Below are 26,085 nucleotides of genomic sequence, written 5' to 3'. Positions count from 1 at the left end.
AATTTACGTAGGAGAGCACAATTACTACGTGATGGCACCCAGTGAAGTGAGCGAATACAAGGGCACGTTTGACTATCAAGAGAAGCTGTTTCCGCGCTACTACATTTATCGCGCCAATGAGTGGCCGCGAGAAGATCTAAGCGATGCCAGTTCTTACGATTTACCCCGCATCCAGTTCTACTGGGCCAATATGTCTGATGAAAGCCACCCGATGTACACCGATTATGAGGGTCAAGTCAAAGTATGGAGCATGAAAACAGATGGTACGGATTTACGCTTGGTGTTAGATGAGTTTCCTGCGCCAACCGCATCAGGTTCTGGGAAAATGGTTCGTTCGCCGAATATGCGCTATCTCGCCTTTGGCTTTTCTGGCTCTGGGAAAGCCGTGTATGACCTTCAAACTGGCGAAACACATCGTCTAGATTACCGTGGTCCAATAGGTTTTTTATGGGCAGAAGACAGCAGCTATTTGTACTACCGAGTCCATGACGAGAGAGGCCACTCTACTCATAAATGGGATGCAGAGACTCATGAGAAGACTCAGGTTGATGTGGTAATTAATGACACTAGTCTCATTATTGATGGTATTAGAACAACAGTTGATTTTGGTGGAGTTGGCGTAGAAAACGAAGAAACCAATGAGGAACTCAAAGTTCTTATCTGGCATGAGGGTCTCACTTACGAATCGGCGCGTTCCGAATATCGCTCTTTAAGCCTGAAGGGAAATACGCCTGGGCGGCTTCAAAGAAGCACAGATTCTTTGTCGATGTAGAAAAAGAATTGGTTGAAGTAACCAATAGCTATATGCCCTACATCTTAGGAGTTGAAGGCCGTTTTGCTACAGGAGTACGTCACGCTATGGTGATGGATGTGCGCGATAACAAAACCAAGCAAGCATGGAAATGGCGCCCTTTAGGAATGAATCGCTCATTGGAGCAAAGTAGTTTGTATAATGCTTTTGCCAACATGGGCCTGTGGTTTAAGGAGGGGGAGTGATGAGGTGCACAGTTTCAGATGAGTTTTTCCTTTTTGGGTGTTATTTTGAAGCAGAATTTGATGGGCGAACGAACCAGTTTCCAAAGTACCATTTGGAATCGAGTCTAGAAGAAAAAGGTTCATTATTTGAAAAAATCCGCCCAATCCCTCTCACCCCTATAATGATCAACGCCTTTGCTGGTGAAGATAAACAGAAACAGCTGTGGGGTAGTGATAAGTTTGGTAAGTTAAAAGAAGTCTCTTTGGGTAAACCCGACTTGTTGTGTGCGGTAACGGGCGGCAATAACCAAGAGGATACTGATTCAGAAAATGTGGTGTTACGCCACAGTGCACGTAAAGAGAGAATAAAACCGGATGAAAGCCTGCAGTTTACGATTCCGCCACTGAATTTGCTGGCTCAAATGGTTGGTGAACCAGGCAGCGAAGAAGGTGCGAGCGACAATAAAACATTAGCGAAAAACCTTGCCGAATTTTCTCAGGCAGTTGACGCGAAGTTTACTGGTAAAGACAGTACATTCAAGCTAACTCAAATATTGCCTAGCCAGCTTGCGAAATATGATGAAAAAGAGTCTTTAACCGAAGAGCAACAAGAGTACAATCAGTGGCGAGAACAGAAGGTAGAGCAAGGTAAGCCGTTAAAGGGCTTTATGATGCCCTACATGCACTCTGTAGCGGTGGTTTTTAGTGATCCGCTGTATGCCGGAGCTTCCGTTTCATTGGTTCGCCCTAAAAAAGTGTTAGACGGTGGTAAAACAGTTATTCCTGAAAAAATGTTATCTCAGACTACGGTGTCATTACCAGAAACGCTAACCGAAGATTTTGAGAAAATAAAAGGTGAACTCCCATGTGCTTTGCTGAATTTTGATGCAACAGCCATTGATGATGGTTTTTACCTTGTTAAAGTCGAGTTTTGGGAAGAGGATTATAAGAAGTTCTATCAAGACCAAGGTGAAATAGATGTAGAGTTACCTCAGAGCGTGATACATGCGAATGTGGATTACTCCATGGCGGTAAAAGATGACGACTCTGCCCCACAACGACGTTATCGCTATGAATTGCATGAGAAACTGCAGTTTAAGCCTGCCCCCGGTATTGGCAAGATTGCTTGTGTGTGCGGTGACATGGTTTCTCTTGAAGAGACACTGATTCAACAGTTTCCTGAAAAACACCCAAGCTATGCCGACTTTGCTACCAAAGGGCTCACTGACCAGAACGCGGTGAAACCGGGCTTGGCGGCCATGTCTCTCACGGGTACTTTGATGAAAACAGCAGAATCAGTGATGGGTGATTTTGTGACGTTAAACGGCCCGAATATTCCAGGTTCTACCAGTGAACTCGCAGAAACAATAGGCCTTGCATTGTGGGAAAGCTCGGATAAAAGTGAAATTCCTTCGTTTGTGATGAGTGGCTTGGCATTGGGATCTGCACTCGCTGCGTCTAAAGAGTCATTAAAGCAGTTTAATGACGCAAAAGTTCTGGCTAGCAGAGGTATCAGCGCTGCTGAATCGGCTAAGCTGATTTTCAAAAACAATGTGCTGAATATGGACTATTTTCGTCGTTTACACGGAATGGGGCAGTTGGCTGAAGGTCAAAACCAAGTTTCTCGCACCATGGGTAGGATGTCAGAGTCTTGGTATCGGGGTAACCTAACTAAGCGCATCAAGGCCATTGAAACTGCGCAAAGTGCGTATGAAATGTACCAAGATTATAAAGGCTACACTGGAGCGATTGAAGATGCCGATTCGGCTTTTGCTCAACTAGAAAACATGGCCGAGCAATATTTGCAACATCTGACTTATGTTCAAAAGTACGACAACGTAGACGAATGGGAACAGCAGGCTAAGGAAGTGACTAATGCCCTTGGCGAAGAGGCCACTGTGCTCGTCGATCAGCAAGGCGTCGCCATCAGTCTCTATTTTCAGTTTAATTCTGCTGAAAAAGAAAATCAGATCGAAGTCACGAACACCAATTTCGAAGCCATTTGCGAAAGCTTATGCCAGTTCCTAGAAGATAACCTTGATTACCAAGTTGTGATTGAAGGCTTTGCGGGGCTGATTGGCACGGCAGAAGCCAATATGCGAGTCTCTGAGGCAAGAGCAAAATTTGTTAGTGACAACATTTTAGGAAATGCCAATGACAAGGCTGCGCTAGAATCACGAATCGCTGTGCGCTTTTATGGTAAGTCCCAATTAGTGAAGGGGAATGAAGCGAACTATTCGGATCACGATGATCGCTCAGACAGTGCTGAACAAGCTATGGACCGTCGTGCTGACGTTCGCTTAGTGATACCAAACTATAAAGTTGCTCTACCGCCAAGTCGAACGGGTGCAATGAAGTTAGAGAGCATTCACCAAATTTGGCAATCTCATTGTATTGAAGCGAACGATGCCAAGAACAAGATGATCATGTCGACCATCGATGTGCTTTGCGGTATGGCGTTATTTACACCCGCAGCGCCTTATGCGGCCATGTACTTTATGGCCAAAGACAGTGGTTCGCTTATGATGAGCGCTGCAGATTTTATGGACGATCTTCATGGCAATAAGATCTTTGAAGAGATCAAGGAAAAGTTCGCGAACAAACATGACTTAGCCGTTCTGGGCCGCATTAATAAAGTGCTGCTGAAAAAATATGAATATGTGAACGTTGATATTGAAGCTAAAGCGCTCAGTGCAGAAGAAGCCGCGAAGCATTTGAAAAGCAGTTTAACGAAAGAAGAGTTAATCAAGCGCTTTATTTTAAGGGCGTACGCCCTTAACTGCTTAACGGAGCTATTAGCAACGATATCCGTTAAATCGAGCACCTCATTATTTGCACGTGACTTGGAGTCTCAGGTTAAGAAGTACAAAATAAAAGAGTTTATTGAAACGTATGTCATGTCGGAAGATTGGGATATGCCTTTGTACTCGGGTTATTCTTTAGCTCAGTCTTGGGTGAATAGAATAGAACAGTCGGCAGGGGGAAGTTACTGGGGTATCTCCGGTTATGAGTATTTGGGTAAGAAGATTCAAGGTGGTATTTTTAATAGCGGTTTCCCAGTTCAAACTCAGCTTCACCTTGATAGCAAATACGAAAATCCGCTGGTTCAGTTTGCCCGTGACTTTGATATTACTAAGCAAACTATTCGTGAAGGAGATATCGGATTTTCTCGTCTACTTGTCTGGAATACGGGCACGGAGAATTGGCAGTCCTATCAAGAATTACTTGATTCTGGTAAGAGAATTATTTCTCCGTTTACCCGAGTTAAGCTACAGATTATATTGAAAAAAAATGCTTCAGATAAGTCTAAGTCCTTGTTCTTCCAAACCCTGAAATATCGAGCAATTGCCTCGTGGGGGACGCACACGGGCCGGAATTTGAAGTTCTGTTTATGAAGAAAAGTAAGTCAGATTTCACGGTCGATCCTAATGGTGCAATTTCTAACTATTTTAAAACCCAATTTACTGAAGGCGTAACAAGTGGCGGCGAACCGAAGTATTTAACAGGTTGTGAATTTGAACCCAGTTACTGGTTTGGCAGGCACGAAATTCAGGGTGTGAAACCCTTGTTTCCAAAAGATGCTTCGGACTCCATATTCCTTGGTATCAAAAGTCGTTTTTCAGATAAGTCAGTCTTCGAGTTATGGCTTGAAGAGCAACATCATAGAGACATGGAGTATAAGTTTAGGCTGGATAAGGTGGATATTGAGATTGCCAAAGTTAGTCAGCAACGTCGCGTATATGGGGATAAAAATACGTTTGAAGTCATCGTTCCATCAAGTGTTTTCAGTGTAGGGGTTGATAGTAAACTACATGATCAAATGACATACAATGGTCAGCATAATCAACAGCTGCGCCTCTCTGCTGAAGATTTAATGATTGAGGACTTTGTCCGTAGTACCTCTTCTTCAATGGCAGACAATACGACGTTACTTCTAACGGGACAGGTTATTACTGTTGCTGCTATAGACTTAGCAGGTAAGCGCCGATTCTTATCGGAAAGCAATCGTACCGAATCTGCGTTTGACTTTAATTGGGCCACCAATAAACAAGAAAGTATTTATATCGCAATACTGGCTGATGAAATTAATGCCGACGCATACAGTAAGATGTCGCTCGACACAGATTCGGTTCAAATGCAGATGCAGCTTTCCGATACTGGCCCTATTTTCCATACCAAAATGCATAATTTTGGACGTGTTGAAACGAATGAGAAGACAGAATACAAACAGGATAGAGAGGGAAGTTTAACTTCAACTAACACTTACCATTTGGAGCTAAGCGAGACCATTAGCAATGGCGATGATGATTCTTCTAAGAGTGAGTTTGTTCAACAAGCCTTACAACACATCAATGAGAATCTCTCAGACTATGCAGGTAATTTAAAAGGTGGGAAGTCCAAAGCTATTTACGTGATGAAATTTGAGCTTGACTACATTGCACCAACCGGTCAGAAAATAGTTGGTTTAAGGCCATTTGGTAAAGCGGAAGAGTTCAGTACGCATCTCTTTGTTTCGACTTTGAGGCAAGCTGGTTTGGCGAAACATTATGACGTTCCATCCAGCAAGCTGCTGGTTCCGGCTGTTAATGATTTAGCATCCGAAAACAACCCTTGGTCAGGGGATACAGATGTGGGTTCTGCCGATGACCCAAGTGCAGCGCAGTATTGGAATACACTGACGAAAGAAGAAAGAATCGAACACCTTAAGGAGTGGTTGACCAAGCATTCACACTCGCGTGGCGCACCAAGTTTGGAGTTAAAGCAACTTGATTAAGCTGACGCCTTAACAAATCGCGTGGAGTAAACAAAAATCCCCTAGCTGTTTAGCCAGGGGATTTTTATTATTTAACGGTGAGTCAATTTCTGAGAGATTGTTATTCAGTGGTTGAGATCTCATACTTACGCATTTTGTGATTCAGGGTGCTCAATGGCAGTGCAAGCTGTTCGGCAACGCGTTTAGTTTGCCAGTTACAGGCCTGCAGGCAATCGAGAATAACGTTACGTTCATAGTTGCCCACGGCTTCCTTCAAGCTGCTATCTATTAACCCATCGTCATTCATAGTCGTATTTGTTGGCTGGCTGTCTATTGGGGGTTGTATAGCTTGAGTCGATTCAGGTGATACTGCTTGGCTTGTCGTAGACAGTGGCGCGGTTTCAGGTACCTGTTCACCAAATTCGATGTGAGAAATGGTCTCAAAGTCAGATAACAATACCGAGCGTTCGATGATGTTTTTAAGCTCTCTTACGTTGCCGGGGTAGACGTATTCACTGAGCTGTTTTCGGGCATTAGCACTTAGCCCAGGGTCTTGCGAAAGCCCTAGTTTTGCGGACATTTGGCTAACAAAATGCTCCGACAAAGGAAGTATGTCCTCCACTCTTTCGCGCAGCGGCGGCAGAGTGACTGGAAACACATTAAGGCGATAGAATAGGTCAGCACGGAACTCTCCGTTCTTGATTTTTTCCATCAAGTGGCAATGCGTCGCGGCGATGACACGTACATCAACAGAGACTTCTTTGCTTGCACCAACTGGCCTGAACTTTCGCTCTTGCAGTACTCGCAGCAGTTTGGCTTGCAGAAGCATCGGCATGTCGCCAATTTCGTCCAAAAACAGTGTGCCGCCGTTAGCTGCCTCAAACAAACCGACTTTGTCTTTATCAGCACCAGTGAAGGCGCCTTTTTTGTGGCCAAATAGCTCGGATTCAAGCAACTGCTCTGGAATCGCCGCACAATTTTGCACAATCAGGGGCTGCTTCGAACGGTCGGAATTTTCGTGTAAGTAAGTTGCAATTACTTCCTTACCCGCGCCTGTTTCGCCTCGAATGAGGACATCGACCGGCAGAGCCAAGATTTTGTCGATACGCTGCAAGACATTTAGCATTGCTTCGCTCTCCGCAATCGGGCCGTTGTAGCGTTTTTGAGTTCGCTGTTTTAGTTGGGAGTTTTCTCGCTGAAGGGCTTGGTTATCTGCGCTCAGATTGCGAATGACTTGTCCGTGCTGCTCTAGCCAAATCGCTTGTCTGATATGACTTGCTGCAATTTTGACAAACTCGGTAAGTACCGCCTCGTTGTCTATCACCTTAAGGTCTATAAGTACCAATAAGCCTACGGTGTTATGGTTGTCATCAACGAGTGGCCATGCGAGTAGATTTTGGCTTTTTTGACCCAGTGATTTTTCAACGCCATAGACAAGTTCACAGTCATAGCCATTGTACTGATACAAGTCGTTGATGAGCACAACTTCACCATTTTGGATTGCGAAGCTAAATGGGTCAGTTTCGCTGCTGTGTTCAAAAGCCAGCGGTTGCCATGGGTGATTAGCCAACGGCTGTTCGTTGTTGTGCGCAGCACTTGGAATCATGGCTTCTCCCGTTTGGTCGAGTACGTATATCACCCCATGGCTGGCAAACGTAATTTGCCGAGCCGCGGTGAGTACTGCATCCAAACTTTGGGAAAGCTGGCTGCGATCAGCCAAAGACTGGCTGATCGCAAGTAGTGCATCGCTTAAGTCGTTTTGACTAGCTGAATGCATAACTGATGGTTCCTTGTTCATCCACAGAGATGTCGATGTGGCTGTGTTCTTCATCTTTGTCGTGTGTTAGCAGCTGGGTTGAAAGCTGCGGCAACAGTTGACGATTGATTACTGCGTCAATGTTACGCGCTCCGGTTTCTGCTAAACGACAATTACCCAGTACGAATTCAACAAGATCATCACTGTAACGAAGTGCTAGCTTATGGTGGCTTTCTAAGCGCTCAGAAACCTTACGCAGTTTGTGATGGATGATGTCTGTCATTGCGGCATCGGATAGAGGAACAAATGGCAACACTGACATACGCGCCAACAGAGCTGGTTTGAAGTGTTGATTTAGCGTCGGACGAATGGCCTCTGCTATAACACCCGCTTGAATATCGCTAGATTGCTGAACAAGTGACTCAATCTCATGGGTTGCAAGGTTACTGGTCATAATGATCAGCGTGTTTTTGAAGTCGATGCTGCGACCTTCTCCATCATTCAGAGTACCTTTGTCAAATACTTGATAGAAGAGGTTAAGTACTTCTGGGTCTGCTTTTTCAACTTCGTCAAGCAGCACGACTGAATAAGGGCGCTGACGTACAGCCTCGGTTAACATGCCACCTTCACCGTAACCCACGTAGCCCGGAGGTGAACCGATTAGGCGAGAAACGGTGTGTTTCTCTTGGAATTCCGACATGTTGATGGTGGTCATGAAACGTTCACCACCAAATAGTTGGTCAGCAATCGCACGCGCGGTTTCAGTTTTACCTACGCCACTTGGACCGACTAGAAGGAAAACGCCAGTTGGAGCGTCTGGATTGCCTAAGCCTGCTTTCGCGGTTTGAATTCCTTCTGCTAGAGCATCAATGGCATACTCTTGGCCTTTAATGCTTTCAATAAGATTCGCCTTAAGCTTAAGAGTGGTTTCTGCTTCATCTTGAAGCATTTTACCCATTGGAATTCCTGTCCAGTCAGAGATGACGTGGCTGACTTCGTCTGGGCCTACTTCGAAATGAACAAGTGGGTTTCCTTGACGAGTCGCGTCTAGTTGCTCTTGGCAAGCTGCGATCTCAATTCTTACTTCTTCTTCAGTTAAGTGCGAGAACTCAGAAGCTTCGACATCAACGTCATCGAGCACTTCTTCTGTTACTTCTTCGTCAGCTTGTGGAGGGAGAACCAAATCGTGTAAGTGAGAACGCAGAGCAATCATACGGTTGATGTGTTCTTTTTCAGTATGCCACTGGCTTTCAAGCGTAGTGAGTTCTTCGCTCACACCTTCGATTTTGGTTTTTAGCTCAGGGATCGTTGCTAGGCTGTGTTTATCCCCTGTTTGCTGAAGAGAATCACGTTCAAGTGCTTCAAGTTCACGTGTTAGAGCTGCTTTCTCTTGTTGTAAGGTTTCGACTGCCGCAGGTACTGCGTTTAAGCTGATGTTTACACGCGCACAGGCTGTATCAAGCACATCAATCGCTTTGTCTGGCAGTTGTCTACCGGAAATGTAACGTGCAGAAAGAGCGGCGGCTGACGTAATAGCGTCATCTCTAACGTAGACGTTATGTGCTTTTTCATAGGCAGGGCGAAGACCACGTATGATCAAGGCCGCTTCACTTGGTGATGGCTCATCCAATTTCACGAGTTGGAAGCGACGCGCAAGCGCTGGATCTTTCTCAAAGTACTTTTTGTATTCGGACCAAGTGGTTGCTGCAATCGTTTTTACTTCACCGCGAGCAAGAGCCGGTTTAAGTAAGTTTGCGGCATCACTGCCACCTGCTTGGTTACCGCCACCAACTAAGGTGTGCGCTTCGTCGATGAACAAGATTATAGGTGTCGGTGAATTTTTTACTTCATCAAGTACGGCATTAAGGCGTTTCTCGAACTCACCTTTAACGCTGGCACCTGCTTGCAGCAATCCCATATCCAGCCCAAAGAGCTCCACTCCCTTAAGGTTGTCAGGTACTTCACCTTGAACGATTTTTAGGGCTAACCCTTCGACGACTGCCGTTTTACCTACGCCAGGTTCACCCACTGCAATAGGGTTGTTTTTACGTCTTCTAGCAAGAATATCGACGATTTGGCGAATTTCTTGATCACGACAAAAAACAGGGTCTATCTCACCTTTACGAGCTTTACCTGTGAAGTCGGTGGTGAATTTGCTTAACGCTGAACCTTCTTCACGCGCTTCTTTGCTTTCCGATGTTGCCACGTGTGCTTCAATTGAGTGGCTAGTGAGTTCGGCGAAGTTACGTTTTAGCGAATCGGAGTTCACAGATTCAAGAATTGAGGCATAGCCATGTTGACCGTAGCGAAGTGGATTGCTGACTAAGGTGAGCAATAGTGCGCCTGAACGAATTTGGGTTTGAGACAAGTCGAGTGATGAAACTAGCCAACTCTCTTGTAGCCACTCGATTAACAGCGAAGAGAAAACTGGCTTAGCACCACTTCCACTGCTGTTGTTGTCTAAAGTTGAACGAATAGACTGTCTGAGTAGGTTTTCTGAACACTCAAAATGGCCTAGTAACACGTCGAAGTCACTATTTGGTCGCTCCAATAAGCTTAGGAGGTAGTGCTCAATTTGAACTTCTGTTGCTTTTTCGGCGACAGCTAAAGCAGCAGCATCTTCTAGCGCTACCTTTGCTATAGGATGAAGCCTTTCAATTAAAGAAGATAGGTTGATGTTTATCATAATCTTGTATTTCGCTACTTTGTCTAATTAGTGAGGATCTAAGTTGGCAAGAATTATACAAAATATGGCCATACAATTTTTTGAATGAGTTATTTTTACTATTGTAAATTAGGCATTTTAGTTATTTCGTTAAGCAATACAGTGTTAATGGTTGTAAATATTGCCACTAGAACGATTTTTATAATAGTTAAAATGTACATATTGCCAGTTTATATGACTTTTTTAAGGGTTTTGTTCATGGTTAAAATACCTTTTTATTTCGGATCTAATAAATTAAAATCTCAACCAATAATTTGTATAAAATAACAATTTGTTAATTTAATAAATTGACTTGATTTTGATGATTTTAGTGTAAATTATTGTATTTAAAGCAATTTAAAAGTTGGCATGCGAATTGTATTAGAGGTATCAAGTCGCGATGATAAGCGATTTGGTGATTAAACGATTTTATAGATTGAATTAAGAAGGAAATTACGATGCCAACTCCAGCATATATGTCAGTTACAGGTGAAACTCAAGGCGATATCACTAAAGATGCATTCTCAGCGGATTCTGTAGGTAACTCTTGGCAGGAAGCTCACCTAGATGAGTTCCTAGTACAAGAACTTGATCACGTACTAACGATTCCACGTGACCCACAAAGTGGTCAGCCAACTGGTCAGCGTGTTCATAAGCCAGTTGTTGTAACAAAAGTTCAAGACCGCAGCTCTCCACTGCTATTCAACGCTTTGGTTTCTGGTGAGAAGCTTCCTGAGTGTCAAATCCGTTTCTACCGTACATCTGTACAAGGTAAGCAAGAGCACTACTACACAATCAAACTGATTGATGCACTGCTTGTAGATATGGAAACTCGTATGGCTCACTGCCAAGACGCATCAACTGCTGACCGCGTAACTGAAGAAGTGCTTAAGTTCACTTACCGTGCAATCGAAGTTACACACGAAAATTGTGGTACTGCGGGTAACGATGACTGGCGTGCTCCTCGCGAAGCATAATAGTAGCAATATGTTGTCAGGGTCAGCCTATCGCTGGCCCTATTTTGATTATTAGCATCAGGTAAAAGATATGGTTAATGACGTAGAGTTTAAATTTGAAGCCACTGGTGTGGAGCATGAATTTCGAGTGGAGAGCTTTCAGGTGTCTGAAGAGCTCTCTAAGCCGTTTCATATTAGTCTTTCATTACTTTCACTTGATGCAGATATCAGTTTTGAATCTTTGATTAGAAAGCCAGGCGTATTGTCTCTTTTCGGGCAGGGAGTAGGACCTGCTCGTACATTCAATGGTGTGATCAATGAAGTACGTTATTTAGGTCAGGGGCGTCGATTTGCCCGTTATCAATTAACGTTAGTGCCTCAGTTTTGGTTCTTATCACAAAGACAAGATTGCCGCATATTTCAAGCCCAAACGGCGCCAGATATCATTTCCCAAGTACTCGACGAAGCTGCGGTGACCAACTATCGTATGGAGCTATCTGGTACTTACCAAAATAAAGACTATGTTCTGCAGTACCGAGAGTCCGATAGCCATTTTGTTCAGCGCATGTTAGCCGAGCACGGTATGTGGTATTACTTCGAACACGGTATTGAAGCGCATACAATGGTTATTGTTGATAGCAATGATGCCATCCCAGAGCTGCTTTCTACCCCTTTGAACTCTTCATATATGGGGCCCTAGTCTTTCATTCAGATGCTGGTGGTGTTCCTGACCGCGAACACGTGTCAAATCTAGAGCTTTGTAATCGGGTTCGAACAGGTCACGTCACCCACACCGATTACAACTATGATCATCCTAAAACCCCTCAAGAGATGGAGAGTGGTGGTGATCGAGACCAAGATCTGAAAGTGTTTGATTACCCAGGGCGATATACCGACCCAGAATTTGGTAGAACGCGAGCCACTGAATGGATGTCAGATCATTTGGTCGAGCGTGAGCAGGTAGAAGCAGCTGGCGATATCATGCGTTTAATACCTGGGCACAGTTTTGATTTGAGTGAGCATCCGAGAGGCTCATTGAACAGAGATTATCTGCTATTGTCTGTCAGCCATTCGGGTCATGATCCTCAAGTTCATGAGGACGAAACTAATGGTATGCCGACGACCTACCACAACCAGTTTGTTTGTATACCTCGAAACGTTGATTTCCGAGCGCCTAAGTATCCAGCTCCTGTTGTTGATGGCCCGCAAACTGCTGTTGTCGTTGGTCCAGCAGGCGAAGAAATTTACACCGATCCCATGGGGCGCATTAAGGTTCAGTTCCATTGGGACCGGTATGGAGGCTTTGACGAGCATGCAAGCTGTTGGATTCGCGTGAGTCAATCAATGGCCGCACCAACTTGGGGAGCGGTTTATCTACCAAGAATTGGGCATGAAGTCGTCGTCACTTTCTTAGAAGGCGATCCCGATAGACCTTTGGTTACCGGGGCTGTTTATAACGGCTTACATTTCCCTCCCTATTCTTTGCCAGAGAATAAAACACGCACAACTTTCCGTACGCAAACTCACAAGGGTACGGGATACAACGAGTTGAGTTTTGAGGATGAGTCAGATGAAGAAGAAATCTATATTCATGCTCAAAAAGATATGTCGACAAAGGTTTTAAATAACCGTTATCGAGATATTGGCAATGATGAATTTTTAAAGGTAGCCCGACATCAAACAAACGAAGTGCACGGAGATCACTCTGAAACCATCGATGGGCATAAAACAACTCAAGTTAACAGCACATTTACCGAAACGGTAGAGCAAGACGTCACGGTGACATATAACGCCAATGAAACTCAGGCGGTAAAAGAAGACGTTGAGCTAACTATTGGTGAGAATCGAAACACCCAAATTGGCAAAAACGATACTCTTGATGTTGGCGACAACAGCACCTTAAAGGTCGGAGAATCACGAAGTGTTGATATTGGAAAAAATGATACAACGTCTATCGGCAAGGATCTTACAGTGTCTGTTGGTGGCAATACGAACTACAGCACTGAACAGGCGACAGAAGTAATTAGCGGCGACAAGATTGTTCTAAAAACAGGTGGATCTTCGCTTGTTATGAACAAAGATGGTTCGATCAAACTTACGGGTAACGCAATTACCATCGAAGGCAGCGCGAAAGTCATTGTTAAGGGCGGCAACGTAGCGATTAATTAATGGAGCCTTTAGAGACCCGCACTCTAGTTATAGAGAAAGCCTTATCCACAACGCAAGCTGATAAACCAGCTTGCTTTTCTTGTTTTGGTAATGTTCAAGGTTTGTGCGAAGAGTTTGACTTAATAAAAGTAGACTTTAAAGGGAACCCGTTCCGTCACCCTATACCTGCAAAGCTCCAACACCGTTATTTGCGACATGAACTTCAACACGCCGCTAAGGGCCGTTTTGGTTGCCATATCAAATTTCATAACGGAGACTTGACGCTACCAATCGTTGAACAAATTTTCTTTGTGGCTAGCGAAAAAAGTCAGCTTTGCTTGCAGGCAAGCCGAGTATTACTTGAAGCACAAGACCTTCTAACCGTCAAAAGTCGAGAAGCGCTTCAATCTTATTCTAAACAGTCAGGTCGATTGCTCTATCGAGCCAAAGCCATTGATGTCAATGCATCCAAAGGATTGAGAATTCTAGGTGCAACTGTCGCTCTAAACTAATACAAGAGGGTCTATATGCAGCAACGAATTGAGCTAATGCAGCTTGATGAATCTCTCTCGTCAGAGGATATAGAGTTAGCTCAGCAACTTATTCATCAAGAACAGCTAGAACTGGATGGTTGCCCAGAAGAAATTTTACATTTCTGTCGGAGTAAAATTGAATTAGCTGCGGAGAACATAACGTTTTTTGTGAAGCAGTCGTTTATCCATCATCAACAAGGGTACCCAAGTTCAAAGAGCCCCGTTCTTCAATTATCTGCTGATAAGCTAACTTCCCAGTTTAAGGCTTTGCGCGCTTTCTATGACTATCAGCCCGGTTTGATTTGGGAGTTAGAGTCTTCAGCACCGGACGTTCTGTTGTGGTTCGTTCTAGACGCTCAAAATCTCCTTTTTAGTGGCAAACGCATTGAAACTGAGCGCGATAGGTTAATCCACCTTTTTCTTTTTCAAGTAGCAAACCAATTACCAACTCATTACGTGACTTTTATTTTTGCTCAAGTGCCTGGCCCTTTAATAAACATATTGCTGGCTAAGTGGATTGAAGGTGGAGACGGCTTACAAACAAAAGGTTGCATGTATCTTGCGTCTCGCCAAGGCCTCAGTCAATCCTTGGTTAAACATTGGGTTAGAACTCAAAAAATGCCGGAGAAGCAAGGGCATGCATTTTTATCACTCAATGGGGTTTCTGAAAGCACAGAGTGGTTGGAAGAGAATAGCTTAAGTGACAATTTATTCGAGTTACTGTTAGCAAAGCAGGAAAAACGAGCGTGGATGCGCAGAAACTTTGAGATTTCTTATCTTACCGAGGAGCAAGGGCTTTACGCGAGAATGCTTGACTTTAGAGAGCTTGAACATTTTGACCTTGACTCGCAAGGTGCGCCCATGCACTTAGTGATTGGAGCAAGGTTTGATTGGTGTTCCCTAGTCCTAGAGCATCTTCAACAGCTTAGTGAACCAGAAATTTGGCTAGAGGCACTCTATGTTATCTATGGCGATAAATTGCCCTGTCGACCTTCTCAACTAGATATTGATTACGATTTTGATGAAGTGTGTTTGAAAATAGAAGACTGGATCGAGCAAGGCGGACATCTCTTTAGTGGTCAGTTACGAATGGGAGATGCGATGAATTTTTCCAGTACTATAGAAGCGATGAGGTCTGAACATATTGGATTTAGAACGAGAGAGTGGTTGTGGCGACAGATTTGTTTACTGGGGTGCATCTATGTGCCTTGGAGCCTTATTTACCATTGAGCAGTCAAGAGGAGATTTTATCAGCGCTTGAACTGACCAAGGGTATTGGAGAGAGATTTAATATGAGGAGCCAGGATGGAACTTTGGTCCGTTAAACCCCATGAAAAGCTGTCGACAAAGGGACGACTATCGCGAGATCTAGAAGGTGAAGCTGTTTGGTTAATCACGGGAAAGCAGGGGTGGAAGTGGTCTGGCGAAAAGTGGAACAAGCTAGACGATGTCGAGATCTTTGAAGCACCTCAGTACATGGGTGAGCCTGGCATTTCTGCATTAAAATACGAAGATGACTTCGCCTTTTGTAAGAAAAATACTGATGTGGTTGTCGTAGGCAGGGCTAGAAGTTATGCAAAAAAGCCAGTAGACACCATGGAATGTCGCTTATTAGTTGATGAACATGTCGACAAAACGATCAAGATTGTTGGTCAAAGGCACTGGGTACCTCATGCAGGTTCTATTACAGTCTCTACGTCTCAAAAGTTTATTGAACGTGAAACGGATTATTCCCATGCATTAGGTGGTGAGCACTATAATCGAGCGGGAGGAGGGGTAGCAACGTCGCTTAAAGGTTACCAAGAGCGTCCAGTTCCTAGTGTTTTTTATCCTGACGAGAATTGGCAACTGAACACCAATAAAGTTCGCGTCGCAGGTTTTGGTCCGCTTCCTGCGTTCTTTGAAGAGCGAACACAGTTTTTAGGAACTTATGATGAAGATTGGCAGGAGAATCGACGTCCATTGCTACCTAAAGACTTTGACATGCGGTTTTATCAATGTGCGCCTAGTGACCAGCAGTGTAAGGGGTTTCTTTTGGGCGGAGAACGTTTGATGCTCAGTGGCTTTTCTCATGACGAAGTATTGGATTTTAGAATTCCAAGCCAAGCATTTTCAGCCATTGCACAAATTGATGGTGTTGACCACTTATCAGACATGCCTCTACATACGGTATTTATTGATGCAGACGAAGCGGTTATCACATTGACCTATACAGGCTCTGTTGTATGTAAGGGTAAGGAACACCTGTTAGCTAACACTAAAATCGTAGAGAGAGAGGCAGCGTGTCTTTAGAAAAGTTTATTATTGCTTCAGAGTTAGTCACTCCTTCAGGTATGAACTCTTCGATATCAATGTCTGTCGCTAAGGCTGAACTATCGCGCTTCGCTAGTCAGACTTGTCCAACGACTGACAAGAAGTATGCTTGCGCTTCGATTGATTTTATAAAAGCTGATTCGCTAGAAGAAAAATGGGTTGAAGTGACGAATTTGCTACTTGACTCTTTATTGCAACAAATTCCACCTAGCCTAAAACCAATACCGATGCTAATTACGCTACCCCAATCGGTGAAGGAGAATGAGTTTAATGAAAAGTTTGCCACCTCAGGTAATTCAAACTTAATTTCTCACTATGAGGTTATTCATTGTGACTCTGGGCCCGCATTGGTCGAGCAAGCTATCAAGAGTTTAGATAGACATGATGCAGTGCTTGTCGTCGGGTTAGACTCGCTGTTTGAAGCGCGTTTGGGGCTCCTTGAAGCAGGTGAGGTTCTAACCTCTGGTGTCCCTTGGGGCGTGGTTCCGAGTGAAGGTGGAGCCGGTGTTATTCTCGCTCGGCGAAATTTAGTCGAGACTTTGAAACTAAACCACGAGGCGAAATTCAACTATTTTAGTGTTGATTACTCGGGATCCTCTCGTCAAGCGTTGATGAGCTTGGTGAGAAATGCGTCGAGAAACATGGCTCACTTGGGGCGGATTTATACCAACAAAACAAATTCACGCTCGCATACTGAAGACTACAGTTTTGCACTTGGAGCAAGGGCTGAAAAGTTTGCCGCTCCACAGCAACCATTAGCGATTGATAAACTTTGGGGCACTATGGGTAAATGTTCATCATTGGCGCTCATGTGTGTTTTTGCCAGTCAAGACAGTGATAAAGAGGGAACAACGTTGATGATGTTCGACCAAGGTTTTCACAGAGGGTTATTATTTATTGAATATTGATGAAACGTATCTGATTAAGTTGCGACTGAAGATCACATTAATATGTAAAGATTAGACACGAATAATACCGACAAAGCGAATACTATTTATTTATACGAGTTAGTTGTTATAACTAAATTTATAGCGATAGTGTTTGTTTTATTTTCCAGCATTGAAAATAGATATCTGGCCTTATTAATATGCCGCTTACTTCAGTAAATCGGTAAAGAGTAGATAGTGTCAGATAATTCGCAAGCGTCGACTAGCTATATTAACCAACTAGTCGTTAAGGCCATTAAAAAACGAGAAAAAAAAGTTTCTAGTCATAGTAAGACAAAGCTAGAGTACGTTCTTTTTTCTCAGTTTGATGTTCTCGACACAATTCCTTCTCAAAGCGGTGATACGACGCTATATCACCTCGCTAAGAAAGATGATCCTACAAAACAGATTTGTTGCAAAGTACTGAACGAAGGTGCTCCTGAACATAGTAAAACCATTCTAATTAACGAGCTAGTCGGTTAGAGGTGTCTCAGCACCCGAGCGTTGCCGAGTTCATAAAAATTGGCTCTGAGTTTGATCGCCCTTATCTAATGTATGAGTGGATTCAGGGAGAAAGCCTAGCCGAGAAGATGGCCCGCCATTCTAAGAAAGGTTTTAGGCATGATCATATCGCTTGGCTAATATACCAATTAGCGGGCGGCCTAGAATATATGCACACTAGGGGCGTAACTCATCTTGATATTAAACCTGCCAATATCATAATTGCCGAAGGAGATAACGTTAAGCTTATCGATTTTGGGGCGTCCCGTTATATTGGTGAAAAGCAACCTTACTCTGAAGCAAGTATTAAATATGCTTCACCGGATTATTTAGACTCTGGTGTCGCATGCCCAGAAGATGATGTTTACTCACTAGCCTTGTTAGCTGGGCATTTATTCCTTGGCGCTGTATTTGGAGACGGATGGTTAAAGCAGCTCAAGGCTAGGCGATACCCTAAAGTCATACCAAAACATGTTGCTCGCATCCTTCGCAAAGTTATCAGAAATCCACGTGGGCACGGTTATAGCGCATTTACGTTTGCACAGCAGCTTGCTCAAATTGATGCTCAAGCACTTGATAATGAGGCATGCGCGCCTATCTTCAATAACCTTCGAAATGCTGACTTGGTGCTTCGGCCAAAAAGTCGTTTAGACGGTTTTCGGTTCGTGCGGATGCGATATTTAGAAGCCTCCCTAGTCGCGGCGTTGTGTGTAGTGACGGGTTCGTATGTATATCAATCCAATCAACCAGAATGGAAGTCTATTGTACGTGAGAATAATCCGGCGAACAGTTTTGTTAGCTCTATAAAGCCAGCACAAGCCGCTTCATTTTTAGCACAGCCGCCTTGGGAAATAGAAACAGCACTGACTGAAATGTCAAAAGATCTTGTGTCAATGGCTCCCTATAACGAGGCATATCAGGTTCAGCAGCATAGCCTTGAAAAGACTTATAACTCTTGGCGCGAATCGATTGCAGAGAAGCAGATCTATGCGTCTGAAATACCAGCCTCTATACAGGCCATACGTCAAGATGTTGTCTCACTTAGAACGGCGCTAGCGAGTGACGGTGCTTTGTTTCCAAAGACTGATGAACTTCTAATATCCGTCATGTCGCAACTCAATCGTTTAAATGCGGACACTGAACAAATTTCTCGATCGGTAGGCTATACCGAAGATCAGTTGATGGAGCTGATACTGAAGGGCCATGGTGCTCAAGTGGCAGATTATATCAAAGCATCTTGGCATCAAGCGACGGCGAATCAATATTTGTACAGCCAGGCGCTTCCTCAACAGTTAAGTCAAGCTTTGGGTAAAGTGATTGACGAGGACGTGAATCGACATTATTACTCGAGAGCAATTGACAATGTAACCATTGCAATGGGCTACTTCGGTGAGACGCCCGAGCTAAAGCAGAAAGTGCGTGACCTGAAAGTAGCACGAAGCGAGTTTATTCTATTTAGTACTGTGACTGAAAAATCGATCTTCGATGCGAGCAAGCTCAATGCGTCTCTAGTGGACCTTGAACACAATGCGCCGAAAAAGTTCAGTGAAGTAAAAGACTTGCTAGATAAGATGGCTACAGACTCAATTGATAAAAGTCATCAAAAATTTGCACCAGCTAAAGGCGCGATTGCGGTACAGAAGGCTTTACGTGATTACCGAACATCGGTTGAGGGTTGAGTATGAGTATTCAAGATTTAGCCGCACTTACATTACCGATCACTGAAAACTCTCCATCTGGTGATGATGCTCGCTACGAGTTTTGCTACGAGATGATGGAAGCGGAGGTCAAAAAGTTCGGCTCTCTGTTTGGTGAAACAGTTAGCTGGACTGTTGTCGAAAAGCATTCAAAAGAAGTGTTATCTCAACACAGTAAAGATATTAAAGCGATCTGCTACTTAACCCGCGCTCTTATGGAAGAGTTGGGCTTCTCAGGTTTAGTGCAAGGTTTGAGGCTTTTTAATCAACTACTGGATGATTTTGGGAATACTCTTTATCCAAAGCGAAAGCGTGCTCGTGACGGTGCGATTGAATGGTTTAACCATCAAATTGAACTGGCGGCAAGGAAACTATCGATCAATGAAGAAGCGTCCCAGTTACTAGAACAATCATTAACATTGATTGGAGAGGCTCAGCAGCGCTTTGATGAGTGTTTTCCAGATGCAGACGTCGACTTCTTCGAAATTAGAAGTGTCTTAAACGAGATCAAAGAACGATCTGCAATAATGTCTGAAACGGTACCGATCAAAGAAAGTGCTGTGCAAGAGTCAGCAGAAGCTAAACCAAATTTAATTGATACGCCTCCATCCGTAACACCAAACGATGAACATTTACCCGAATCGCCATCCACATCAATAACTCAAGAGCAAACGGCTCAGCCTACAGTGCAGGCGAAACAGGAAAGGCCTCAGGTTGAGCTTGATGTTGATTTCTCGTCTCCCACGGTTGCCAAACGCACCTTGAAGAATGTTGCTGAAATGCTGCTATCAACAAAGCCTAGTGATCCGTTGGCGTATCGAGTTTATCGGCATTTAACTTGGGAAGATATTGACTCTCTTCCTGACGATCGAGAACAAGTGACCGAACTTCGATTAGCCGTGTCAGCGGATCAGCAAGCTGAGTTTGAAGAAAAGTCCAAACAAGGCGGCGATTTAGCGACAGTCAAGCGCCTTGAGAAAATTCTTACCGATGCGCCGTTTTGGCTCACCGGCCACTATTACGTTTTCAGTATGTTGAATCAATTGGGTTACCAGCAAGCGGCGGATGCAGTAAAGCAAGAAGTATTTGCCCTTACACAAGGCCTAAACGGTATTGAAACGCTGAAGTTCAAAGATCAACTCCCATTTGCTAGCGACGAAACTCTGCGATGGATTGAGTCAAGCGCAACCTCAAATACGACAAGTCTACAAACCAGCATTTTTGTTGATGACGAAGAGGATGTGAGCTGCGTGACATTAGACAATTTGGGAGAACATGTAGCAGATTTAGCCACCAAACTGGACCAAGAAGGCTCGGGGAGAGGGCGATTTTTGCTGCATTTGAAAATGGTGAAAATCTATCACCAAGTCGGTTTGTACTCCTTGTGTATGCCATATCTGGAAAGCGTTTTAGATATCTGCAAAGAGTCGAATCTTCCCCAATGGGAACCTCACCTAGCTGCCCAGTTGAATGGTTTAGTAGAAGCGACGTTAAAAGCGCTCTATCCCTCAGACGAACAGCGGCCCCAAAAGTACCAAGATTGGGGTTTAAATTGATTAATAAACACAATTAGATAAGGAACTAATTATGTCACGTGATGGCTCGGTTGCTCCAAAAGAGCGAATCAATATCCGTTATGTTCCAGCGACAGGAGATGCGCAAGAGGACGTAGAACTGCCGCTAAGTATGATGGTTGTTGGTGATTTCTCTGCTCGTTCAGACGAAACGCCAATTGAAGATCGCACGCCGATTAACATCGACAAAGATAACTTTAACGAAGTGCTAGAAGGCTATGCGCCAAATGTAAAAGTTAACGTTGATAACCGCTTGTCTGAAGAAGAAGGTGCGCAGTTAGGCGTCGATCTAACGTTCAAGAACATGAGTGATTTCTCGCCAGAGGCGATTGCGAAGAAAGTTCCTGAGCTGAATAGTCTGCTAGAGCTTCGTGAAGCTTTAGTGGCATTAAAAGGCCCCTAGGTAACGTACCGGCATTTCGCAAGAAAATTGCTCAGTACTTCAGGATGAAGAAGCACGTAACAAACTTCTTGCTGAGCTAAGCATCGGCGATGAAAAAGAAGCTAAAGAAGAGTAAGGAATATCATGACGGTAGAAGCACAAGCGCCTGAACAGCAAGCCTCTCTAGCGGAGTCAGGCTCTCTATTAGACAGTATTTTGAACGAAACACGCTTGAAGCCAAGTGATGAAGGTTTTGATATTGCAAAACGCGGTGTTGAAGCATTCATTGGCGAGCTACTGAGCAGTTCAAACACTGAGAAAGTCGATCAATCATTGGTTGACCTAATGATCTGTGAAATTGATCAAAAACTATCTAAGCAAGTTGACGCAATCCTTCATAGCGATGAAGTTCAAGCTGTTGAGTCAACATGGCGTGGTCTAAAGTACTTGGTAGACCATACAGATTTCCGTGAAAACATTCAGATTGAGCTGATTTCTGCGAAGAAAGATGAAGTACTGGATGATTTTGAGGATGCGCCAGAAGTGGTGAAGTCTGGGCTTTACAAGCAAATCTACACGCGTGAGTATGGCCAGTTCGGTGGTAAACCTGTTGGTGCAGTTATCTGTGACTACCAACTATCAGCGTCTTCTCCAGACATTAAACTGATGGAGTACATGGCGAATGTTGGCGCAATGTCACATGCACCATTTGTGACTTCAGCGTCCGCTAAGTTCTTTGGTGTTGATACTTACGAAGAGCTTCCAAATCTAAAAGACCTTAAGTCTGTATTTGAAGGGCCGCAGTACACCAAGTGGCGTGGCCTACGTGAGCATGAGGATGCACGTTACCTAGGCTTATGTACGTCTCGTTTCATGCTACGTACACCTTACTCAGTGGAAGATAATCCAATCAAAGCGTTTGATTACGATGAGATGGTAACGGATTCTCACGATAATTTCCTTTGGGGTAACTCCGCTTACGCAATGGCTTCAAAAATTAGTGAGTCATTTGCGAAATACCGTTGGTGTCCAAACATCATCGGACCGCAAAGTGGTGGTGCAGTATTTGACCTTCCTGTATACAACTACGAATCTATGGGCCAAATTGAAACTAAGATCCCAACGGAAATTTTGGTTTCAGACCGTCGAGAGTTCGAATTGGCAGAAGAGGGCTTTATTGCGCTGACAATGCGTAAAGGCTCTGACAACGCATCATTCTTCTCAGCAAACTCAGTACAAAAACCAAAGATTTTTGCCAATACACCAGAAGGTAAGCAAGCGGAAATGAATTACAAGTTGGGTACTCAGTTACCTTACATGTTTATTATCAACCGCCTAGCTCACTACATTAAAGTTCTGCAGCGTGAACAAATCGGTTCTTGGAAAGAGCGTTCGGATCTAGAAATCGAGCTGAATAAATGGATTCGTCAGTATGTATCAGACCAAGAGAATCCACCAGCAGAAGTGCGCGGACGCCGCCCACTACGTGCAGCGAAAGTGGTTGTTTCTGACGTAGAGGGCGATCCAGGTTGGTACAAGGTATCAATGTCTGTTCGTCCACACTTCAAGTACATGGGCGCGAGTTTCGATTTATCGCTTGTGGGTAAATTGGACCAGCAGTAACTCGCTGTCGACAAACAGCCAGGCTTTGCCTGGCTGTTTTTCTTGGAATTTACGTGGTGATTCAGCATGGAAAAAGGTTTCCGTTTATTGGAGAGAATCGAATTAGGAGAGCCGAAGAACTCCTACGAACGAGTTTATTCTCATCAACATTTGATCGAGTCTGTACACAATCATTTAGCTGATCTACTCAATACCCACTCGGGCAACGCGATGATAGATGGTGATTATGGCCTGCCAGACTTTAATGATGTACTTGCTAGTAACTCCAACCTAGTGCGTACCGTTCAACAAAACATTCAAGAGACCATCGCCAAATTTGAGCCACGCCTACAAGACGTGTCTGTCCATTACCGAGAGGATCATCATAACCCCTTGCAACTTGGGTTCGGGATCAGCGGAGTTGTTACACATAACGGAGGTAATGTCCCGTTGGCCATTAATGTGTTTTTAGGAACTGATGGCCAGTTCAATGTATAAAAGAGGACTCCAGTGAGTAGTAGTAAGTACTTTCAAGACGAGCTGACCTACCTACGAGAATCGGGCAGTGAGTTTGCAAAATATCATCCTAAGCTAACGCACTTTCTATCTGAAGGAACGTTTGATCCTGACGTAGAACGTTTGTTAGAAGGTTTTGCTTTTTTGACAGGCCGCATTCGTGAAAAAATCGATGATGAGCTTCCAGAGTTGACTCAATCTTTAGTGAACTTGTTGTGGCCGCATTACATGCGCTCGGTTCCGTCAATGTCGATTAGCGAGTTGAAACCACATTCAGGGAGTGTGACCGAGCGGACGACTATTGCTCGGGGTGCTGAAATGGCAAGCGAGCAAGTCGAGGGAACCCAGTGTCTTTTTAGGACGTGTTACGATGTGGATATCTATCCGTTGAGAATTGATCAGGTGAATCAAACAAATAGCCGTTCCAATTCAACGATATCAGTTTCCTTAGCCGGAGAGAATGGGGTAGACATATCGAAGATCAACCTGAATACGCTTAGGCTCCATTTGCACGGTGAACTGCATATTACTCGACCTATTTTTCTATGGCTGTTTCGCTATCTTGATTGTATCGAACTTGACGCTGGTGGCGGCTTCACACATCGTTTATTGCCAAATCAGATAAAGCCTGTGGGTTACAGGGAAGAAGAAGCAATGTTACCTTACGGTGACAATTCGTTTTCAGGATATCGGTTGCTTCAAGAGTATTTCTCTTTGCCTGAAAAATTTATGTTTGTCGATATTGAAGGCTTGGAGTGGCTGAAAGGGGTACCACAACGTTCCCACCTTACGGTTAATTTTGTGTTTAACCGAGCTTTACCCTCAGAAGTCATCGTTAAGCAAAAACACTTCCGTTTGCATTGCACGCCGATTGTTAATCTTTTCGAACAGGACAGCGACCCGATACGTTTAGAGCATCGCCGCAATGAGTACAAAGTTCGCCCTCAAAGTGAAAATCAAGAGCACTACGAAGTGTATTCAATAGAGTCAGTCGACAGTTGGAACAAAGAGGAGAGGCGTCGTAAAAAGCTCATTGAATTTGAATCGTTCGAGCACCACATCAACCAAAAAAGTCAGCAGGATTTCTATAAATCGAAAGTGGCAGAACGAATTAATGGACGAGGATTAGAAAGGTATATTTCCTTCCACAGCCATAATAGCGATGTTGCTAGCCTAGGTTCTGAAACAGTATTGATGAAACTCTTATGCAGTAACGCTGACCTCAGTGAAAGGTTGTCGGTTGGGGATATTATTTATACCACGCATAAATCTCCCGCGTTTGCGTCATTTACAAATCTGACTAAGCCCACTGAATCGGTAAGCCCACAGACATCAGGTGAGCTCCAGTGGCAGTTAATCGCCAATATGTCACTGAACTACCTGTCATTGGCGAATGAAGATGTACTCAAAATACTATTGTCAACTTACGACTTTCCTTCGCGCGCTAATCGCCAAGCACATCGAGCGTCATTGCACCGACTGGAAGGGATACGATCTACAACGCTAAAACCGATTGACCGCGTATTTCGAGGTGTCTCAGTTAGAGGTAGTCAGTTAACTATTAACGCGGACTCCAGTTACTTCGTCAATGAGGGAGATATGTTTTTGATGGCAAGTGTACTCAACGAGTTTATTCGTTTGTACTCCAGTGTTAACTCTTTCACTGAACTCAAAGTGTTCGACGAAAAAACTGGAGAAACCTACCTCTGGTCAAGTTTGGTGGGGCAGCAAACAATATTATGATCGAAACTTTAGTAAAAGAGACTCATGAGTTTAGCTTTTTCCAAGCGGTTTCCTTGCTAGAAAAACACTATCAAACTTCCATTGACCATGATTTCGAAGCGGTTGGAGAGAACAAACATTTTCATCAGGAGTACATTCGGTTTTCGGTTAGTCCAAATCTATGTTTTCCAAAAGCAGATATAGATAGCATCGAAACCTTATCGATTGCTGATTTTGACTACACGAATATCGAAGTTAACTTTTTGGGTTTACATGGATCAAGTTCGCCACTGCCAACTTCTTATACAGAGAAATTGGCAGGTAGGGACCCTGAAGATAACCCGGTAAAGGACTTTTTTGATTTTTTCCATAACCGGTATGTATCGTTACTTTATCGGGTGTGGAAGAAATACCGTTATCACGTCTTGTATGAATCAGGCGCAAAGGATCGTTTTTCAGAAAGGATGTTGCACTTGGCTGGTCTGTCGAGTGTTATTCAGGAGCGAGAAACCGTCGAGCTTGACCGTGCCAAACTGCTTTCTTATGTGAACCAATTGTCCACTCGGACGCGTTCACCAAAAATGATTGCCGGTATTGTTGCTCACTATTTCACTTTGGAAAATGTAGAGATAGAAGAATGGGTGCTGCGGCGGGTATCCATTGCTCCCTCACAAAGAAATATATTGAATCAAGTAAATTGTATTTTAGGTCATGATCTACACCTAGGGCAGCGGTTAAAAGACTTGAATGGCAAGTTTAACCTGCATATTAGAGGTATCGACTTTCGTCAGTTCGTTCAATTTTCCAGAGGTGGTGATAACCACGAGATTTTACTTGGTTTAATGCGTTTTATTCTTCGAGATCCCATGTCTTGGGATTTGGTCCTTACCGTGGATGTTAAAACTGTACCGAAAAACAAGTTAGGGCACGGAGAAGCAAACAGGTTAGGTCAAACCCTTTGGCTTGGGAACCCTACGTCTCATGATATGAGTATCCATGCTATAGGCAATATATAAGGAAAAGCCGC

The 26,085-nt window shown here is 43.9% G+C and carries 16 protein-coding genes and 3 pseudogenes; 17 read left to right on the top strand and 2 right to left on the bottom strand.

The window, feature by feature from the left end:
- The 4 genes from UA76_RS12250 to UA76_RS12240 all read left to right on the top strand — a co-directional run.
- Positions 1–772, top strand: a 772-nt coding sequence (locus UA76_RS12250; protein ID WP_238322279.1) for a hypothetical protein, incomplete at its 5' end; no start/stop codon positions are given.
- 8 nt (positions 773–780) lie between these two features.
- Positions 781–996, top strand: a complete 216-nt coding sequence (locus tag UA76_RS22510; protein ID WP_157617626.1) for a hypothetical protein — start codon at positions 781–783, stop codon at positions 994–996.
- Positions 996–4,370, top strand: coding sequence for an OmpA family protein (locus tag UA76_RS12245; RefSeq protein ID WP_047046489.1), 3,375 nt, complete (start codon positions 996–998; stop codon positions 4,368–4,370). The genes UA76_RS22510 and UA76_RS12245 overlap by 1 nt, the downstream gene beginning before the upstream one ends.
- Positions 4,328–5,749, top strand: a complete 1,422-nt coding sequence (locus UA76_RS12240; RefSeq protein WP_157617625.1) for a hypothetical protein — start codon at positions 4,328–4,330, stop codon at positions 5,747–5,749. Before UA76_RS12245 ends, UA76_RS12240 begins: the two co-directional genes overlap by 43 nt.
- A 100-nt stretch (positions 5,750–5,849) precedes the next feature.
- Here the strand turns inward: UA76_RS12240 and UA76_RS12235 are convergent, their stop codons facing one another.
- Together UA76_RS12235 and tssH are read right to left on the bottom strand one after the other, a co-directional pair.
- Positions 5,850–7,505, bottom strand: coding sequence for a sigma-54 interaction domain-containing protein (locus UA76_RS12235; RefSeq protein WP_047046484.1), 1,656 nt, complete (start codon positions 7,503–7,505; stop codon positions 5,850–5,852).
- The gene (gene tssH / locus UA76_RS12230; RefSeq protein ID WP_047046480.1) at positions 7,492–10,170 is read right to left on the bottom strand and encodes a type VI secretion system ATPase TssH; all 2,679 of its coding nucleotides are present in this window, start codon (positions 10,168–10,170) and stop codon (positions 7,492–7,494) included. The genes UA76_RS12235 and tssH overlap by 14 nt, the downstream gene beginning before the upstream one ends.
- 476 nt (positions 10,171–10,646) lie before the next feature.
- Between tssH and UA76_RS12225 the strand changes: the two genes are divergently transcribed.
- The 13 genes and pseudogenes from UA76_RS12225 to tssG all read left to right on the top strand — a co-directional run bounded on the left by UA76_RS12225 (position 10,647) and on the right by tssG (position 26,074).
- Positions 10,647–11,165 carry an Hcp family type VI secretion system effector gene (locus UA76_RS12225; RefSeq protein WP_047046477.1) on the top strand — a complete coding sequence of 173 codons (519 nt, stop codon included), beginning with the start codon at positions 10,647–10,649 and terminating at the stop codon, positions 11,163–11,165.
- Between the two features lie 70 nt (positions 11,166–11,235).
- Positions 11,236–13,313: pseudogene (locus tag UA76_RS12220) on the top strand (type VI secretion system Vgr family protein).
- Complete coding sequence (locus UA76_RS12215; RefSeq protein ID WP_047046474.1) at positions 13,313–13,804, top strand: hypothetical protein; 492 nt, start codon at positions 13,313–13,315, stop codon at positions 13,802–13,804. The pseudogene UA76_RS12220 and the gene UA76_RS12215 overlap by 1 nt, the downstream one beginning before the upstream one ends.
- A gap of 15 nt (positions 13,805–13,819) precedes the next feature.
- A complete protein-coding gene (locus UA76_RS12210) occupies positions 13,820–15,055 on the top strand; it encodes a hypothetical protein (RefSeq protein ID WP_047046470.1) in 1,236 nt (411 codons plus the stop codon).
- A 75-nt stretch (positions 15,056–15,130) separates the two neighbouring features.
- The gene (locus UA76_RS12205; protein WP_047046467.1) at positions 15,131–16,117 is read left to right on the top strand and encodes a DUF2169 family type VI secretion system accessory protein; all 987 of its coding nucleotides are present in this window, start codon (positions 15,131–15,133) and stop codon (positions 16,115–16,117) included.
- On the top strand, positions 16,108–17,046 hold the full coding sequence (locus UA76_RS12200; protein WP_052772034.1) for a hypothetical protein: 939 nt from the start codon (positions 16,108–16,110) through the stop codon (positions 17,044–17,046). Before UA76_RS12205 ends, UA76_RS12200 begins: the two co-directional genes overlap by 10 nt.
- Positions 17,047–17,262: 216 nt before the next feature.
- Positions 17,263–19,244, top strand: a pseudogene (locus UA76_RS12195) (serine/threonine protein kinase).
- A 2-nt stretch (positions 19,245–19,246) separates the two neighbouring features.
- Entirely contained in the window at positions 19,247–20,818 is a 1,572-nt protein-coding gene (tssA, locus tag UA76_RS12190; protein ID WP_047046464.1) for a type VI secretion system protein TssA, read from the top strand.
- Between the two features lie 31 nt (positions 20,819–20,849).
- Positions 20,850–21,354: pseudogene (gene tssB, locus UA76_RS12185) on the top strand (type VI secretion system contractile sheath small subunit).
- 8 nt (positions 21,355–21,362) lie between these two features.
- The gene (gene tssC / locus UA76_RS12180) at positions 21,363–22,841 is read left to right on the top strand and encodes a type VI secretion system contractile sheath large subunit (RefSeq protein WP_047046461.1); all 1,479 of its coding nucleotides are present in this window, start codon (positions 21,363–21,365) and stop codon (positions 22,839–22,841) included.
- Positions 22,842–22,907: 66 nt separating this feature from the next.
- Entirely contained in the window at positions 22,908–23,318 is a 411-nt protein-coding gene (tssE, locus tag UA76_RS12175) for a type VI secretion system baseplate subunit TssE (RefSeq protein ID WP_047046459.1), read from the top strand.
- Between the two features lie 12 nt (positions 23,319–23,330).
- Entirely contained in the window at positions 23,331–25,079 is a 1,749-nt protein-coding gene (gene tssF / locus UA76_RS12170) for a type VI secretion system baseplate subunit TssF (protein WP_047046456.1), read from the top strand.
- On the top strand, positions 25,076–26,074 hold the full coding sequence (gene tssG, locus UA76_RS12165; protein WP_047046453.1) for a type VI secretion system baseplate subunit TssG: 999 nt from the start codon (positions 25,076–25,078) through the stop codon (positions 26,072–26,074). Before tssF ends, tssG begins: the two co-directional genes overlap by 4 nt.
- The last annotated feature ends 11 nt before the right edge of the window (positions 26,075–26,085 follow it).

Source organism: Vibrio mexicanus (genome assembly GCF_001012815.1).
Taxonomy (GTDB): domain Bacteria; phylum Pseudomonadota; class Gammaproteobacteria; order Enterobacterales; family Vibrionaceae; genus Vibrio; species Vibrio mexicanus.
The sequence above is the reverse complement of the archived record's forward strand: the minus strand, read 5'-3'. Positions and strand labels throughout refer to the sequence as shown.